Consider the following 17,053-nt stretch of genomic DNA (forward strand, 5'->3'; position numbering starts at 1 on the left):
TGGCTGCATTTTTGTCACAACTAACTCCAAATCAACTCCTGAAACCCCTATAAACTCGTATCCCAAGCCTCACAACTGTCACAGTGTCCAGAAGACACTCGGCAAAGTCAACTGTTTCCAACCCTAGGGCCAGAGTCCTCAGCACACAATGAACTCATACAAAACAAACGACCTCGCACTAAGGACTCTACCGCCATGAAAACCGCACTTCGCCTCGCTGCTCTCTCCACCCTCGCTGTCTCCAGCTTCGGTACCAGCTTTGCTCCCCAAGCTGCTCAAGCCGCGACCTTCGGAGAACGAGCTGTTGCTCAAGATAACTTCGTTGCTGTAGCTGCACCTGTGGGTAACACCGGACGCCATCAACTGCTCGTCATTGAACAACAATCCAACCGCCGCGATTGCTGGGCTGAAAATGGCTCAATTGTTAATCCTCTGTTAGCGAACTTCGACTTCACCGGGATTTGCGGACGTTATACCGATAGTAACGGTTACTCCATCCGCACCGCTGGACAAGACTTAGGGGTTCAATATAATCTACGCACGGTTCGCCAAGGCGCTGATCTCGTCTTACAAGGGGTTCCCTTCCTCCCCAACCGACCCACCATTGAACTTGGACGCGCTCCCTACGCTAACGACTTTGTCCGCATTGACCTTAATGATGGTTGGGCATTCAGCAAACGCACCTATCAAGGACGCACCCTCGGTCATGTGTATCTCTCGAACTCCCAAAGTCTGAACGCATTAACCCAAAACTCCAACCCCAGTGCCAGCCGTCCTTCTACGCCGACTCCTCCCCGTCAGCCTCAAGAAAAACAGCCCACTCCCCAACCCACTCCTGAACCGTCTCAGCCTAGCCAAGAGCAACCCGTCCGGGATGAGATTGCCCTCAGCAACAGCCAACAAGAGCGCATTACTCAAATCCGTCAATCCTATCTAGCCGAAAGCAGCCGCCTCGAAGGTGAACTGAATCAGGCCCGTCAGGAGTTGCAAGAGATGATGATTAGCGACGCCTCCACTCGTCAGGTGCGCCGCCAACGGGATCAAGTTGAACGTCTGCGCCAACGGATTAGCGACAATCGTTTCTCCAGCATGATGGCGGTTCGTGATGTGATGTCGGTTGAACAACGCACGGCGTTTGCTGATTCGATGGATTTAGACAATACGGACATGAATGCCGTTTTGACTGCACTAACTCGCTAATGTGTCAAGCTATTTTATCTCGCAAACTTGGCTAAGGTTCCGCCCCGGTTGTTTCCCTGCACCGGGGCTTTTTGTTCAGGTCCAGCAAGGTTCAACAATCAGAATTGTGATGTCCCGCGCAATCACCTGAACTCGGGTTCCGGGTTCTAGGATCAGATCCCGATGCTGACATTGCGCTTTCCACCAGGTGGCGCGGTAGTACACCCGTCCTGGACAATGGTAGGCAATCCGTTTCGAGACGGTGGCTTCCCCGAGTCGCCCCAAAATGGGATCATGGGGGGGTTGAGGAAGTTGGGGGGTAGACGCCATCAGGCGTTGATGAAAGCTGAACATCGCGAGTCCTCCAAGTTGATCTGCTCTTTGATTACACCCTGATTTTTAGGTGATTTATGCAACTCGATGCACGTGACGGCAGGTAATTTATGCGTTAGCTAGTTCAGCAAATTGGGCAATTTTTGTAATTCGCACCAAACCTCAATTTGATTCCCTGAATCTCGCTAAAATAGATGCCAGCCCTTACTAATCTGTCCCGTCTGGATCACGATTTTTACGGGTTTCTCTTTTCTCCATGTCCTCTGTAACTCTGTGGTTCCCTCTGGTTTGCCCTCTTCTCCCATGTCCATCTCTCTCCCCTGTCATTTCCTAGTTGGTATCCCCGCGAGTGGTAAAAGTCACTTTGCAGAGGGATTTGTGAAACGAGACCCGACCTATGTGGTGGTGTCCACCGATGCGGTGCGGGAAAAACTCTATGGGGATGCTGCCATTCAGGGGGATTGGTTTGAGATTGAGGCGGAGGTCTTGGCTCAGATTCAAGCGGCGATCGCCCAAGAGCGTCCAGTCATCTATGATGCCACCAATGTTCGCCGGGCCTGGCGTTTAGACTTCTTACAATCAGTGCAGGCCTTGAGCGATCCGCCTCTGACTTGGATGGCCTGGGTGATGGAGGTTCCGGTTGACATCTGTAAACGGCGTAATCGCGATCGCCCTCGGGTGGTTCCCAGTCACGTCATTGAGCGCATGGCCAACTCCCTAGCCCAGACTCCAGTGACAACGGCGGAGGGATTTCTCGATGTGCGATCGCTCCCCCTAACCTTTCAAGGAGATATCGACTTCTCCGAAGTCTTTAAACAACTCGATCGCCTGCCGCTGCGCCTGGTGCGTCGCCGTAACCGCAACTCCCAGGTGGTGTGGCATCCCTATGGGTCCCTGTTGGACTTTGAACGGCTGATGTTTCTCATTGCCTATCTCCTCAAACAAGGGGCCACTTCCCATTATCCCAGTCTGAGCCAGATTGTGCGGGATTTGAGCCAGCAGCAGGGGCCGGTGTATGCCGAGGAAGGGGCCCTAGCGGCGGATCTCCATTGGTTGCGTTCTCAGGAATTTTTTGCCCCCCACGCCGAGGGATTAATTGAGATTGAGACGGCGGAACTCCGTGATCCTCAGGGTTTAATTTACTGTCACCGCTATAGCGATCGCCAATGCTTCCTACGGCTACTCGAAACCATCCGCGCCATCTTGCAACATCCCTTTGAAAACCAGTCCGATTTGACCGTTCAGGAGAGTTTGGTGACCGTCGTCAATCGCCGTCACACCGTAAGCGATCGCGTCACGTTGCGCAAAGACATCGAACTGGCCCTATATCCCTATGGGATTCTCGATCGCCAGAAGAATTATCGCTCCGGCTATTATCTCGGAACCTCCATTTTCTCCCTGGAGGATTTAACCTGGCTGCACGAACAGTTACAGGGCCAGGCGGAATTTATCAGTCGTCCCGAAGACCGGGAGCGGTACTATCGCATTTTGCAGCAAATCGAGCGCCTGCATCCCTCCGCCTTACAATCCGACTATCCCATTTGGCGGTTTGGAAATCCCTCCATCATTCAAGTCGATGGCTTAGTGAATGTGTCCCTGGCGCGGCGACGAGGACGCATTGAACGGGCCATTCGCGATCGCGAACTGCTCTCGCTTCAGAAGTTACAGGGAACCGGAGAGTTTCCCGGCGACCCCGTGGCCTTAGAGGCCTATCCCCTACAACTGATTTTCCATCAAATCGCCTGGTATGTGGGTTGGGAGTCGAAAGCCGATGGTTTGTTGAGTTTTGAGCGTTTGGATCGTTGGTATTTACGGGTCGAGCGCACCCAAGTGTATCGCGATCGCCCCCCACACCAGAAAGCCCTGAAACGGCTACAACAACTCCATGAAGCCAGTGTCGGGGTATTTCTCGGCCGCAGTCCTGAAGAACAAGCCCAGTACTTAAGTCGAGGGCCCAGACAGCGAGGGTCAACGGTACTGGTGGAATTGTGGTGTAACGATGCCAGTTTTCGCTTTATCCGGGAGGGAACCCAGCGCTTCCCCCTACAACAGATGAGAATGTCCGATCCCGATGGCCGGGGCGATCGCCGTCGTCTGACGCGGCTGTTTTCCGCCAAGGGAACCGACGACCCCGATTATCCCCACCGCTTCCAAGTCCGACTCCCCTGTTGGTCTATTGATGATATTGACCTACGGCGTTGGATTCTCGGGTTTGGCGGTCAGGTGCGGGTGGTGAGTCCCCCCCGCTTGCAACAGATGATCCAAGAGACTGGGGGGGCGATCGTGGCCAGCTATGACAATCTAAAAGAGCAATAGGACAAAACCAGAAGCAGTCCGCACGTGGCGTTTCCTGTCCCAGCTCACTCACAATCCCCCCTCCCAGCAGCCAATTCACTCCACTGGCTGCCCTGAGCCGCAAGAATGTGCCCCAAAAACGCCCGAAACCCCTAAAACCTCGTTCCCCCAGTTGCCAACTGTCACAAGGGCAACCGGACAGTTCTCGAAGTCAACTGTTCCCATGCCAAGCTATCCCACCCTGCCTCCACAATGAAGTCATAGCAAACAACCACCAACCCAATTACAGGACAACTACCATGAAAGCTGCACTTCACTTCGCCGCCCTCTCCACTCTCGCCCTCTCCACCTTCGGTGCCACCTTCACCCCTCAACCTGCCCAAGCTGCCCTCTTCGGGGAACGGGCCGTTGAACAGCAAAACTTCATCGCCGTCGCTGCGCCGGTTGGAAATACCGGGCGACACCAACTGCTGGTGATTGAACAACAGTCAAATCGCCGCGATTGCTGGGCTGAAAACGGTTCAACCGTTGAACCTCTCCTCTTAAACTTTGACTTTACCGGTATCTGTGGACGCTTTACCGATAGTAATGGTTACTCCATCCGTACTGGTGGGCAAGACTTAGGAATGCAATATCGCTTACAAATAGTTCGTCAAGGAGATGACCTCGTTTTAAGAGGTGTCACCTCTCGTCCCAACCAACCCACCTTAGAACTCGGACGCGCACCTTATAGCAATGACTTTGTCCGCATTGACCTCAATGATACCTGGGATTTCTCGAAACGAACCTATCAGGGACGCACCTTAGGTCACGTGTATCTCTCCAACCAATCGGAGTTGAGCGCCTTAGGGAATGACTCCAACACCGTGGCTGATCGTCCTTCGACTCCCTCAAATCCCAGTGAGGACAAAAAACCCTCTGAACCCTCTCAACCTTCCCAACCCTCTCAAGACCAAGACTGGCGCGATGAGATTGAACTCACGAACGAACAACAACGGGAGATTGCTCAAATTCGTCAGTCCTATCTGGCCGAAAACGGTCGCCTGGACAGTCAGTTAAATCAGGCCCGGGAAGAGTTACAAGAGATGATGATTGGGGACGCATCAGCTCGTCAAGTCCGTCGTCAACGCAATCAGGTTGAACGCCTGCGCCGCCAAGTCCGTGATAACGAGTTTTCCAGCATGATGGACATTCGTCAGGTGATGTCCGCTGAACAACGGGTTGCCTTCGCAGATGCGATGGAGTTAGACAGTCAACTGGCGGATGCTGACCACATCATCACCATGCTGCTTCGCTAAGTGAGTTTCCCCCTTTTCCTTGCTTCTCCTGAATGTTACATCCGGTTTCCTGAGTTGAAACCGGATTTTTTTGACTGGAACGGTAAAAAGGACAAGCCCAACTCTGGAATCCTCGCCAGGAGGGCAACTGGCACAAGGCTGAATAGACAGTTGGCTAAGTAGAACTTGTCAATCCCTAGTCTCTGGGAGGTTCACAGATACTAATAGGTATCAGATGAATCTCCGATTCAGATTAGACATTAACCACGTTCACCAACAGGAACCACAGGTCATGAACACCGCACTTCGCCTCGCTACTCTTTCGACTCTAGCCTTCTCCACCTTCGGCGCTACGGTTACCCCACAAGCGGCTGAAGCGGCCGCCTTTGGCGAACGGGCTGTTGAACAACGTAATTTTGTCGCAGTTGCGGCTCCTGTGGGGAATACGGGACGACATCAACTTCTGGTGATTGAGCAACAATCTAATGCTCGTCCCTGCTGGGGTGAAACGGGCAATCGAGTCAATCCCTTACTGCTGAATTTCGACTTTACGGGAATTTGTGGACGCTTCACCGATAGTAATGGTTACTCCATCCGTACCGGTGGACAAGATTTAGGAATTCAATATAGTTTACGGACGGTTCGCCAAGGAAGTGATTTGGTTTTACAGGGGGTTCCTTTCCGTCCCAATCAACCCACATTAGAACTTGGACGCGCACCTTATACCAACGATTTTGTGCGGATTGATTTGAACGATGGCTGGGAGTTCAGTAAACGCACCTATCAAGGACGTACCCTCGGTCATGTCTATCTGTCCAATCCCGCCAGTTTGAGTGCCCTGGCCGGTCAATCTCGTCCGGTGGCTAATCGTCCCTCCACTCCGGTTACAAAAGAACCCTCTCAACCCTCCCAACCCTCTCAACCTACTCAATCTCAGGATTGGCGTGAGGAACTGGAGTTGACGCAACAACAAGACCAGCAAATTGCTCAAATTCGTCAGTCTTATTTGGCTGAAAACGGTCGTCTGCAAAGTCAACTGACGGCGGCTCGCGAAGAGTTACAAGAGATGATGATTGGGGATGCGTCAACGCGTCAAATTCGCCGCCAACGCAACCGGGTTGAAACGCTGCGTAAACAAGTCCGGGATAATGAGTTTTCCAGTATGATGTCAATTCGTGACGTGTTGTCGGTTGAACAACGACTGGCATTTGTGCAAGTGATGAATTTGTCTGGACAATCCCTGAGTGTTGATGAAATTATCACCACGCTGCTCCGCTAAAAATAGAACCTGTTTCAATTTGTTGTTTTAGGACAGGTTACTATGAATTTAAATCGAGGCGCTTCTACGATAGGAGGCGCCTTTTTGATGGAAGGTTCATCTAGTCAAACACGTTTGGTTTCTATAAAAATTAGGATGGTTGTTGTTTTTGGTAAAATCTACTATAATTAGTGAGACCTCCTTTCAGTGAAACTGTATGGCCTCCCCGATCGCCCCCCTAACGGATGAACAGCGACTCACGGTTCGCCCCGAAGACTATAGCTTGCTGACGGATTTGTATCAGTTGACGATGAGCGCCTGTTATCTGGGGGAGGGGTTGGAAACGGAACGGGGGAGTTTTGAACTGTTCGCCCGCAAGTTTCCCCCTGGATTTGGCTATGCGATCGCCTTTGGCTTGGAAACCGCTATTGATTACCTAGAAAACCTGCGCTTCACCCCCAGCCAATTACAGGAGTTGCGGGAAACAGGGATTTTCTCCCAGACGAGCGATCGCATCTGGGATGTACTGGCTAACTTCCGCTTCCAGGGAGATGTTTGGGCCGTTCCCGAGGGAACCGTGGTGTTTCCCCATGAACCCCTACTACGCATCGAGGCCCCCCTCTGGCAAGCCCAACTCCTCGAAAGCTATCTTCTCAATGTGATTAACTATCAAACCCTGGTGGGCACTCGGGCCGCCCGGATTCGTGATGTGGCCGGCGATCACGCCCTCTTATTAGAATTTGGAACCCGTCGCGCCTTTAGCCCCCAAGCCTCACTCTACGCCGCCCGGGCCGCCCTCGCCGCCGGCTTTGACTCCACCTCCAATGTCTTGGCGGCCTTCAAACTCGGGCGAAAACCCACCGGAACCATGGCCCATTCCTTCATCCAGGCCTTAGTCGCCATGGAAGGAAGCGAAGCCAATGCCTTTACAGCGTTTCATCACCACTTTCCCGGCGCCCCCCTTTTGATTGATACCTTTGATACGGTAGCGGCGGCCCGCTATCTCGGTAATCGCCTCGAAGGAGATGAGATTGAACTCCATGGCATTCGCATCGACTCCGGGGATATCGCCGCCCTCTCCCAACAGGTGCGATCGCATCTCCCGGATATTCCCATTTTGGCCAGTGGCGACATGGATGAATGGGAAATCGCCAGACTCCTCGGAGAAGGGGCAACCCTCGATGGCTATGGAATTGGCACAAAATTAGTATCCGGGGAACCCTTCAACGGGGTTTATAAACTCGTTGAAGTCGATGGGATTCCCGTCATGAAGAAGTCTAGCGGCAAATCCACCTATCCAGGACGAAAACAGATTTTCCGGCGCATCGAAGAGGAACAATGGCAGGGCGATCGCCTCGGCTTAGCCGACGAATCCCCCGAACCCGGCGAAGAACCCCTATTACAACCCATTATTGTTAACGGCGATCGCCAACAGTCCCTAGACTCCCTAGAAACCCTCAGCAAACGCACCCGAGACAACGTTATGCAACTCCCCGGAGAGGTTCGCGACATCCATCACCCCCAAGTTCCCGACGTAGAAATTTCCCAACCCCTAACCCAACTAAGCGATCGCGTCTCCCAACATCTCAACCAATCATCAGTATAAAATTCCCCTCGCCCCTCTCCCCTCTCCCCTCCTCTACCTCCCTCCGTGACTCTGTGGTTCCCCTATTCCCTGTTCCCTATTCCCTATTCCCTCAAAATGCCCCACATCGCCCTCTTCGGAACCAGCGCCGATCCCCCCAGCATCGCCCATCGAGAGATTCTACGTTGGCTGTGCGATCGCTATGATTGGGTAGCGGTTTGGGCCTCCGACAATCCCATGAAGCCCCAACAAACCCCGTTATCCCATCGCGCCGCCATGCTAAAACTGATGGTGGAGGAGTTGCGGCAAACTCATCTCAACGCCGAAACTCCCCTATCTCACAACATCGCTGTCGAAGAACGCCTCAGTTCCCCAAGAACCCTCTTTACCGTTGAAAAGGCGCGGCAAATTTGGCAAAATGCCCATCTGACGCTGGTGGTGGGATCGGATCTGCTGACGCAACTGCCCCATTGGTATCATGTCGAAGCCTTATTAAGCCAAGTGCAACTGTTGGTGATTCCTCGTCCCGGTTGCCCCGTCTCGTCCGCTAAGATTAAGGAATTGGAGGGGTTGGGTGGACAAGTCACGGTGGCGGATATGGATGCACCCGATGTTTCCTCGACACGGTATCGTAACAGGCAAGACTCCCAAGCGATTCCCCCCAGTGTTGAAGCGTACATTCAGCGAGAACAGTTATATGTCTAATTGGGGGATAGGGCGGTTGGAGAGGGGGCTATGGTAAAGGGAGAGGAACAGCAGCGGCAAATCTGCAACTCACTGGCGGCGTTTAAGGTGGGGGTAGATAATGCCATTTTTTCGGTGGATGTGGCCCAAAATCGGGTGTTGGTATTGTTGTTGCGGCGACAGGGGGAACCGGATTTGGGACAATGGAGTTTGCCCGGAACCCTCGTGCGTCAAGGGGAATCCTTGGAGGATGCCGCCTATCGGGTTCTCTCGGAAAAAATTTCGGTCCAAAATCTCTATTTAGAACAGTTATATACCTTTGGCGGCCCAGCGCGAGATCCTCGGGAATCGCCCCAGTCGTTTGGGGTTCGTTATCTGTCGGTGAGTTATTTCGCCTTAGTGCAACATGAGGAGGTGCAGTTACTGGCGGATTCTGCGGAGGAGATGGTTTGGTTTCCCTGCGATCGCGTCCCCAAGCTCGCCTTTGACCACAATGAAATTGTCAAATATGGCTATCAACGGCTGCGAAATAAATTAGAATACAGTCCGGTGGCGTTTGAGGTGTTACCGGAAATGTTTACTCTCAATGAACTGTATCAACTCTATGCAGCGGTTTTAGGAGAAAACTTTGCTGATTATTCCAACTTTCGCTCCCGAATTCTCAAGTTAGGGGTTCTCTGTGATACGGGGATGAAACTCTCTCGGGGTGCAGGTCGTCCGGCGAGTTTATATCGATTCGACTCAGAGGCATTTGCGCCCCTAAAAGATAAACCCATGGTCTTTATTTAGATATTCATTGATTGTTGGAAGTTTTAGAATGAAAATTGCGATCGCCCAACTCAACCCAACCATTGGAGATTTGCCAGGAAATGCCCAACAAATCCTAGATGCAGCGCAGCAAGCTGCGTCTCAGGGTGCATCAATTTTATTAACCCCCGAATTATCTCTTTGTGGCTATCCTCCCCGCGATTTACTCCTCAATCCGGGATTTGTTGAGGCAATGGAACGTCAGTTAACAGAGTTGGCGCAACAAATCCCCAGCCAGCTTCATGTTTTGGTGGGAACTGTTCAACGGAATCCCCAGGCTCATCAAGGTGGAAAGCCTCTCTATAATAGTATTGCCTGTTTGCTGGGGGGTAAGGTTCAACAACAGTTCCATAAACGACTTCTCCCCACCTACGATGTCTTTGATGAACATCGCTATTTTGAACCCCATTCCCAGAGTCATCATTTTAGCCTCAGTAATGGCGATCGCGAAGCGTGCGGGAACCGCAATCGCACCTATCGCATTGGGGTGACGATTTGCGAGGATATCTGGAATGATGAAGAGTTTTGGAGTCAACGTCACTATACTTGCAACCCTCTAGCAGATTTGGCTGATGCACAAGTTGACCTGATTGTCAATCTTTCCGCCTCCCCTTATAGTGTCGGGAAACAACAATTGCGAGAGTCGATGTTGTCTCATGCGGCCCGTCGCTATCAGGTTCCCATTCTCTATGTGAACCAGGTGGGGGGAAATGACGATCTGATTTTTGATGGTCGCAGTGTGGCCTTTAATGGAGATGGGAGTCTGGTATATCGTGCCCGAGGCTGTGAGGTGGATTTCGCGGAGTTGGCGTTGACGGAAACGGGATTGAGTCAGGCTGAGGTGGTTCCCCTTCCCGATTGTCGTGAAGCAGAGATTTGGGCCGCCTTGCGGTTGGGGGTGCGGGATTATGCGCGTAAATGTGGGTTTTCTCAGATTGTCTTGGGATTGAGTGGCGGGATTGACTCGGCCCTGGTGGCGGCGATCGCAGCGGAAGCGGTAGGTGCGGAAAATGTGTTAGGGGTGTTGATGTCATCTCCCTATACCTCCGAGGGGTCGGTGACAGATGCGATCGCCCTAGCGGAGAATTTGGGCATTCAAACCCATCATCTCCACATTGAAGCGGCCATGACGAGTTTTGACAAGACCCTGGCTGAGTTATTTGCGGGAACGGAGTCAGGGGTAGCCGAGGAGAATCTACAATCGCGGATTCGTGGAACTCTACTGATGGCTATTTCTAATAAGTTAGGCTATCTGTTGATTTCTACGGGCAATAAGTCAGAAATGGCTGTGGGATATTGTACTCTCTATGGAGATATGGATGGAGGCTTGGCGGCGATCGCCGATGTTCCCAAAACCCAAGTCTATGCACTCTGTCGTTGGCTAAACCAACGTCAACCTGGGGTTGAGGTCATTCCCGAGACAATTATCACGAAACCCCCCAGCGCCGAACTCAAACCCAATCAAACGGATCAAGATTCGCTTCCCCCCTACGATGAACTTGATGACATCCTCCATCGCTGGATTGAACGTCATCAATCGGCGGCAGAAATTGTCGAAGCGGGATATGCGTGGGAAACGGTCGATCGCGTGATTAAACTGGTGTCTCGCGCCGAGTTTAAACGCCGTCAAGCTGCGCCAGGATTAAAGATTACCGATCGCGCCTTCGGAACCGGCTGGCGAATGCCGATCGCCTGCCGTCGTGGGGATATCCGTTAGGCTACGACTAACCCATCGAATCCTAATTTGGGGGGATAAACTATGTCTCAACTGCACTCGTTAAGTCGCCATCTTCGTCAGGATCCCGATCTTCTCGCGGGGGAACCTCTAATCCTAGAGAATCGCCATAGCTTGCGTGCGATCATCTCCGCTTGGAAACGAGGTAACTCCCCGGAACAAAAGACTGAACACTTTGATCAAAAATAGCGACGCATTCCCCCACCTCGTGTCAACAGGTGGGGGTCAAGGAGCGGTAAGGTTAATCATCGTAGCCTTGCCCCTCTATGTAAGCTTTGAGGACATCCAATGAGGCTCCACCGGCCGAAACGGCACTAAATCCACGCTTCCAAAAAACCGGACGACCATAGTACGGTTTCAATTGTCGCACAAAACGCTTCCTGATTTCGCGGCTGGTGACGGTCTTCATCGTATTACAGAGCTTAGAAATAGAGACCTTAGGAGCTAGGTCAACCAATAAATGAATATGGTCATTAGTCCCTAAATCTGCCTTCGCCTCTTCTAGGAGACAATCATTCTTCTCGCAGATGCTCCGACAAAGCTCGATCATGTCCTGTTCTATCTCCCCAGAGATGACGGGATGACGGTATTTTGTGACAAACACTATATGAATCTTGATGCTTGCAACCGTGTGAGCGAAAGACCTTAGAGCTTTTGACATTGAGGTCACCATGAGTTAACATGACCCCATGGTAACCCAGAAACCCACATCAATCATCCGTACAGACCCATGGACTCTTAACCCGACAGCCAGCCAGCGGGTGCTGCTGAGCCGGACGGTTGGGGTCTATCGTCGCCTCTGTCGGCATTTGATGGGGATTCTCTTCACCCATTGGCCGTCTCTAGCCGAGTTATCGAGTCAAAAACGGGTTCTAGCTGTCGAAAAACTCATTCACCAAACCGCGAAGAACCCCAACCCCAAATACCAGCAATTTGACCAGACCTTTTACAAGTTCCCCAGCTACTACCGGAGGGCCGCGATTGTTTTCGCCGCTGGCCAAGTCAGTAGCTACATGACCCGGTATCAGGAATGGCAATCGGGAACCCGTCAACGTCGGGACGCTAAACCTCCAGTCCTCAATCCCAACAGTGGCTGTTATCCGACCCTGTATAAGGGTCAGTGCTATAAACTCCATGGCTATGACCGCATCGAAATCAAGGTCTTTAACGGAACCGATTGGGTCTGGACGACCGTTGGGATAACCAGCTTGCGAGAACGGCATACCGTAGATAGCAACAAGCAGTTGTCACCCTCCCTGATTTTTGATGAGCCTACAAGGGCTTGTCATCTTTCAGTTCCCTTTGAGTGTCATCCACATAAACGGCAGGGAGAGGGTCGGGTTGTCAGTGTTGACCTGGGTATCAACACCACCGCTACTGTGGCAGTCGTGAATTTTGACGGCACTGTAATCCACCGTGACTTTATTCACCCTGGGAGAGACATAGACCGTCGGGATAAACGGCTCAAATCGGTATCTAAACGAGCGAGGCAAACGATGGGACAGGGTGGACGCCTCCAGAAAGGCTTCTGCTCTCATACCTATCGCAAATGCCGTAATATCAACCGTCAAATTGGGCAGATTGTCTCGAAGCGTATCGTGCAGATTGCCCAACAGTTCAATGCCGATGCCATTGTCTTTGAGAACCTCAAAGGATGGAAGGCTAAGGGAGGGCGAAAACGCTCTAACCTACGCCAACGCTTTCATGGGTGGCTCAAGGGGATGATTCGAGACTTGACCGAGATGAAGTGGCAAGAGATAGGCGGTCAGGTGATTGATGTCGTGGCTGCTTATACATCAAAGCTGGCTTATGACGGCAGTGGAGTCGTGCGACGAGACTCCAACAACTATGCTCTGGCTAAATTTTCCTCGGGCAAGCGATACAATGCAGACCTCAATGGGGCGCTCAATATTGCTGCCCGAGGTATTCTTCAGCTCACTCGCCGAAAGGACAGTGAGGAGCGTTCGAGCCAATGTTCTCGGCGTTCGCCTAGAAGCTGGGCTTGTTTGTGTGACCTGTGGACTCATACAGTCTCAGGTTAGCACCGACACCCCCACCTCGCCCAAGGCAGGTGGGGTGAGCTTCATAGGATGAGATAAGATTTGGCAAACCGGTAAATTCTAGCAATAAGATAGGGGCGACCTTCGTGAAACGACAATTACAAAAATTTGGCGATTGGCTAGAACGTCGTTGGGTGCAGCCGGCCTTTGCCGGTTGGTTATGTCTGGGACTGTCCCTGTTTTATCTCGGTTCCGCTGCCAATACCATGTCTGGCTGGCTATATGCCATTAGTGGCGCATCCTTGGCCCTGTTGGGAATCGCGGCAATTCTCCCCCCGCGATCGCTACGCCGTCTGCAACTCAAACGCCAGTCTATCGATCCCGTCAGTTGTGGGGAATCCCTGACCGTCATTTTAGAGGTTCATAATCCCCAACGTCGCTCAAAACTTCTCTTACAACTGCACGATGAGATTCCCCCCCGCTTGGGAACCCCACCGCAACGAGTGATTGAATCTCTCCCTGGGGGGGAGACGCTGCGCTGGATTTATCAGCATCGGGCCGCGCAACGGGGAATTTACCATTGGCATCAGGTTAGCCTACGCACGGCGGCGCCGCTGGGATTGTTTTGGTGTCGGCGATCGCGCCAGGTTCCGGGAAAGGCGATCGTCTATCCCCGAGTTCTCCCCCTACAACGCTGTCCCCTCATCGATGGAATTGGCCAGGAAGACAATCCCGTCTTTTCCGCCTATGAACGTCAGGTTCAACCGGCCTCAGAAGGCTTAACTCGCGCCTTACGTCCCTATCGCTTCGGCGATCCCATGCGCATGATTCACTGGCGCACCTCGGCCCGCTATGGGGAGTTACGGGTGCGGGAGTTGGAAGTGTTCCAGAGTGGACTCGATGCAGTAATTGCATTGGATACGGCGGCCCATTGGAATGCAGAAGACTTTGAACAGGGGGCGATCGCCGCTGCGTCTCTGTATTTCTATGCCACTCAGATTCAACTGAATGTGCGTCTTTGGACGGCAAAAACCGGCTTAGTCCACGGTCATCGAGTGGTGCTAGAAACCTTAGCTGGGGCAAGTTTTGGCGAGTCGGAAGCGGCTGAACCCATCGGCGATCGCCCCACCCTCTGGCTAACCCCCAACGCCGCCACCTTAGACAACCTCAGCGCCAGCAGTCGCTGGATATTCTGGGGCCAGTCTGTTCCCCCCAGCTTAGCCAGTGCTGGACTCACTATCGACCCTGACAAGGATTTGCAACGTCAGCTACAATCACTGTTGAAGTAACTCGACGGCATCATGACGGAGTTTCCGCCAGAATTTTGGCAAGGGAAATAGATTGATATCAGGTCTAATGACACTAATCCGCCAGGTCGAAATCCGGGGCTTTAAGTCCATTTATTCCACAAGCCTAGAATTGGGCCGGGTGAACTGCTTGATTGGTGCAAATGGAGCGGGAAAAAGTAACCTATTAGAAGCGTTAGGTGTGTTGGGGGCAGCGGCTAATGGAGTTGTTGATGATGAGAGTTTACTGCGTCGCGGCGTACGAGCAGGTCTACCCCGACTTTATAAAAGCTCATTTGCCAGCGATCGCACTCCGGCTCATATTGCCATTAGTGTAACTGGCTCAAAACACGAAACCTATCGCGTTTCTTTACTCAATCCTCTGGACTCTCCTGAACCGGCGTGGTCTTATAAAACTGAAGTTCTCAGTGATGGTGAGACCGAGATTCTTTCTCAGGGAGTCCGCAACAAGAAAAACCTGAATCCAAAAGCTGGTTTAGCCGCCTTAGAACGGGTGCATCTCAACCGCACAAATCTTGCGGCTCAACTCATGCAACGCCTTCAGGAGTTTGCGATTTATTGCCCGAATACCCCCACTCTACGGGGGATTTTACCCGATCAACAATCCCGGATTCCTGTTGGCCTCAGTGGTGGACAATTGGCTGAGGGGTTTGCGAGCCTGCGTCACCATTTTCAGAGTCAGGGGAATACGGGTGAGGAGATTCTTGATCAGGTGCTGGAGTTGATTGACTGGGTGCTTGACATCGAGACAACCGTTTCTGGGAGCAATTTATTGTCGCCTAAGATCCCACGCACGAAGCGACTCCTGAAATTCAGCGATCGCTTTATGAATCCCAGTCGCAATGAACTCACCGCCTATGATGCGAGTGAGGGCGCACTTTACGTGATTTTTGCAGCCTTGCTGTGCCTGTTGCCCCAAGCGCCTCAATTGCTTGCAATTGATAATCTGGACCAAGCTCTTAATCCTCGGTTGCTTGTCCGGTTGATGTCGCGTCTTGCTGGCTGGCTTCGACATAATGAGGGTGATCGCCAACTGTTGTTGACGGCCCATAATCCCGCTGCTTTGGATGGATTGGATTTAACCGATCCCGAGGTGCGCCTCTTTGGGGTGGAACGCAACAGTAATGGACAAACCTGTATCCGCCGTGTCACACTCACCCCTGAACTCACTGAACTGAATCAGCAATATCCCCTCTCACGGCTTTGGTTAATGGGTCATCTAGGAGCCGTTCCCAATGTCTGAACCCTTGAAAATTGGCCTAATCGCCGAGGGACCGACGGATTTTGAGGTAATTCAAGCAGATCTAAAGGCCATATTACCCGACCCCTTCATCATGACACTTCTACAACCTTAAGCAACTCAACCCCAACTCGGAGGTGGTTGGGGTGGCGTGCTGAAATGGTGTCACACGGTGCAACAAAGATATACAGGTTCACTGGATACTGATCCGACTCTGAGCGGTTTTAATCTACTCATCATTCATGTCGATGTCGATGTATCGAGTTTCCGATATGATAACTGTGGTGCATCAGCCAGTGAACTGGCCCAAGAGAACAATTGGCAAACTCTCCCCTGCTCACAACCCTGTCCTCCTGTCGTTGATACTGTAGAGGCTTTACGAAAGGTGGTTATAAGCTGGTTGGGTAACGTGACTCCCGGTGATCGCACCCTGTTCTGTCTTCCGGCCCAATCCTCGGGAACTTGGTTAGCCGCAGCAGTCCTCTCTCCTGACGATTCTCTTCTGGCTGATGCTGAGTGTAATACAAGGCTAGAGAAAAAACTAGCAGAGCTACCCAAGAAAAAACGTATTAAGAAAAATCGGCGCAGTTATCAACTCAATGCCCCGAATATCACTAGAAATTGGCAACAGGTTAAAAAAATTTGTAGCCAAGCCGCTGACTTTGAGCAAATAATATTCGACACTGTTCATCCCCCAGAATAATTTGGCGGTACTCGTTTTGGCTGGACACGGTGACTCCGTTAGATCTGGCGGCCTATGGTAGAGAATCTGCTCCCCAGCTTAGCCAGTATTGGACTCACTATCGACCCTGACAAGGATGTACAACGTCAGTTACAATCACTATTGAAGTAAGTGGACAGCATCATGACGGAGTTTCCACCAGAATTTTGGCAAGGGATTGAGGAATTTAATCGAGGTGAGTTCTACGCTTGTCACGACACCCTAGAAGCCATTTGGCTCGAATCTGTTGACCCAGAAAAGAAGTTTTATCAAGGCATTTTACAAATTGGAGTGGGATTTTATCACCTCAGTAATCATAACTGGAAAGGCTGTTTAATGTTGTTAGGGGAAGGAACCAATCGCCTACGTTATTATCGTCCCGAATATGGTGAGATTGATGTAGAAGGGTTATTTTCTGAAACCTTAGAAATTTTGCAAACCTTGCAAGAGGCGGGAGAGGAAAGAACGGCAGAGTTTGCGAGCAAGTATGGGTTAACGAGAGAGTTGCCGGAAATACCCTTACCTAAAGTGAGGAAAGTGTCGTCGTGAGTTTGACGTTATGTGTCAAAAAAGTTAGACGAACTGACGAGATGCGGTTCCCCGGAAAAAACCGAGTGTCTGATAGTCACCCC

The 17,053-nt window shown here is 51.8% G+C and carries 15 protein-coding genes; 13 read left to right on the top strand and 2 right to left on the bottom strand.

The annotated features are described in order from the left end of the window. The first annotated feature begins 195 nt into the window (after positions 1-195). Positions 196-1,200, top strand: a complete 1,005-nt coding sequence (locus L855_RS14030; protein WP_159789010.1) for a DUF3747 domain-containing protein — start codon at positions 196-198, stop codon at positions 1,198-1,200. Positions 1,201-1,275: 75 nt separating this feature from the next. Here the strand turns inward: L855_RS14030 and L855_RS14035 are convergent, their stop codons facing one another. Continuing rightward, positions 1,276-1,533, bottom strand: coding sequence for an NfeD family protein (locus L855_RS14035; protein WP_159789012.1), 258 nt, complete (start codon positions 1,531-1,533; stop codon positions 1,276-1,278). 282 nt (positions 1,534-1,815) lie between these two features. Here L855_RS14035 and L855_RS14040 point away from each other — a divergent pair, with 282 nt between their 5' ends. The 7 genes from L855_RS14040 (at position 1,816) to L855_RS14070 (ending at position 11,135) form a co-directional block, all read left to right on the top strand. Beyond that, positions 1,816-3,828 carry a WYL domain-containing protein gene (locus L855_RS14040; RefSeq protein ID WP_159789014.1) on the top strand — a complete coding sequence of 671 codons (2,013 nt, stop codon included), beginning with the start codon at positions 1,816-1,818 and terminating at the stop codon, positions 3,826-3,828. A gap of 278 nt (positions 3,829-4,106) precedes the next feature. Continuing rightward, entirely contained in the window at positions 4,107-5,105 is a 999-nt protein-coding gene (locus L855_RS14045; protein ID WP_159789016.1) for a DUF3747 domain-containing protein, read from the top strand. A gap of 271 nt (positions 5,106-5,376) precedes the next feature. Continuing rightward, entirely contained in the window at positions 5,377-6,363 is a 987-nt protein-coding gene (locus L855_RS14050) for a DUF3747 domain-containing protein (RefSeq protein ID WP_159789018.1), read from the top strand. A gap of 196 nt (positions 6,364-6,559) precedes the next feature. Continuing rightward, positions 6,560-7,948 (top strand): nicotinate phosphoribosyltransferase, encoded by a 1,389-nt coding sequence (locus L855_RS14055; protein WP_159789020.1) that lies wholly within the window; start codon positions 6,560-6,562, stop codon positions 7,946-7,948. Between the two features lie 45 nt (positions 7,949-7,993). Next, entirely contained in the window at positions 7,994-8,632 is a 639-nt protein-coding gene (locus L855_RS14060; RefSeq protein WP_343039288.1) for a nicotinate-nucleotide adenylyltransferase, read from the top strand. A gap of 30 nt (positions 8,633-8,662) precedes the next feature. Beyond that, complete coding sequence (locus tag L855_RS14065; protein ID WP_159789023.1) at positions 8,663-9,400, top strand: NUDIX hydrolase; 738 nt, start codon at positions 8,663-8,665, stop codon at positions 9,398-9,400. Positions 9,401-9,428: 28 nt separating this feature from the next. Then, complete coding sequence (locus tag L855_RS14070) at positions 9,429-11,135, top strand: NAD+ synthase (protein WP_159789025.1); 1,707 nt, start codon at positions 9,429-9,431, stop codon at positions 11,133-11,135. Between the two features lie 259 nt (positions 11,136-11,394). On the opposite strand, the gene tnpA is transcribed toward L855_RS14070, so the two are convergent. Next, a complete protein-coding gene (gene tnpA, locus L855_RS14075; RefSeq protein ID WP_159786953.1) occupies positions 11,395-11,814 on the bottom strand; it encodes an IS200/IS605 family transposase in 420 nt (139 codons plus the stop codon). 28 nt (positions 11,815-11,842) lie between these two features. Between tnpA and L855_RS14080 the strand changes: the two genes are divergently transcribed. From L855_RS14080 to L855_RS14100, 5 genes are all read left to right on the top strand, one after another. Continuing rightward, the gene (locus tag L855_RS14080) at positions 11,843-13,195 is read left to right on the top strand and encodes an IS200/IS605 family accessory protein TnpB-related protein (RefSeq protein ID WP_192924976.1); all 1,353 of its coding nucleotides are present in this window, start codon (positions 11,843-11,845) and stop codon (positions 13,193-13,195) included. Positions 13,196-13,299: 104 nt separating this feature from the next. Next, positions 13,300-14,442, top strand: coding sequence for a DUF58 domain-containing protein (locus tag L855_RS14085; protein WP_159789027.1), 1,143 nt, complete (start codon positions 13,300-13,302; stop codon positions 14,440-14,442). A gap of 67 nt (positions 14,443-14,509) precedes the next feature. Then, a complete protein-coding gene (locus tag L855_RS14090; RefSeq protein ID WP_159789029.1) occupies positions 14,510-15,703 on the top strand; it encodes an AAA family ATPase in 1,194 nt (397 codons plus the stop codon). Positions 15,704-15,872: 169 nt separating this feature from the next. After that, complete coding sequence (locus L855_RS14095) at positions 15,873-16,403, top strand: hypothetical protein (RefSeq protein ID WP_246198872.1); 531 nt, start codon at positions 15,873-15,875, stop codon at positions 16,401-16,403. 159 nt (positions 16,404-16,562) lie between these two features. Beyond that, complete coding sequence (locus L855_RS14100; RefSeq protein ID WP_159791112.1) at positions 16,563-16,970, top strand: DUF309 domain-containing protein; 408 nt, start codon at positions 16,563-16,565, stop codon at positions 16,968-16,970. Positions 16,971-17,053: the final 83 nt, after the last annotated feature.

Origin of the sequence: Sodalinema gerasimenkoae IPPAS B-353, from assembly GCF_009846485.1 — a bacterium.
GTDB classification, from domain to species: Bacteria; Cyanobacteriota; Cyanobacteriia; order Cyanobacteriales; family Geitlerinemataceae; genus Sodalinema; species Sodalinema gerasimenkoae.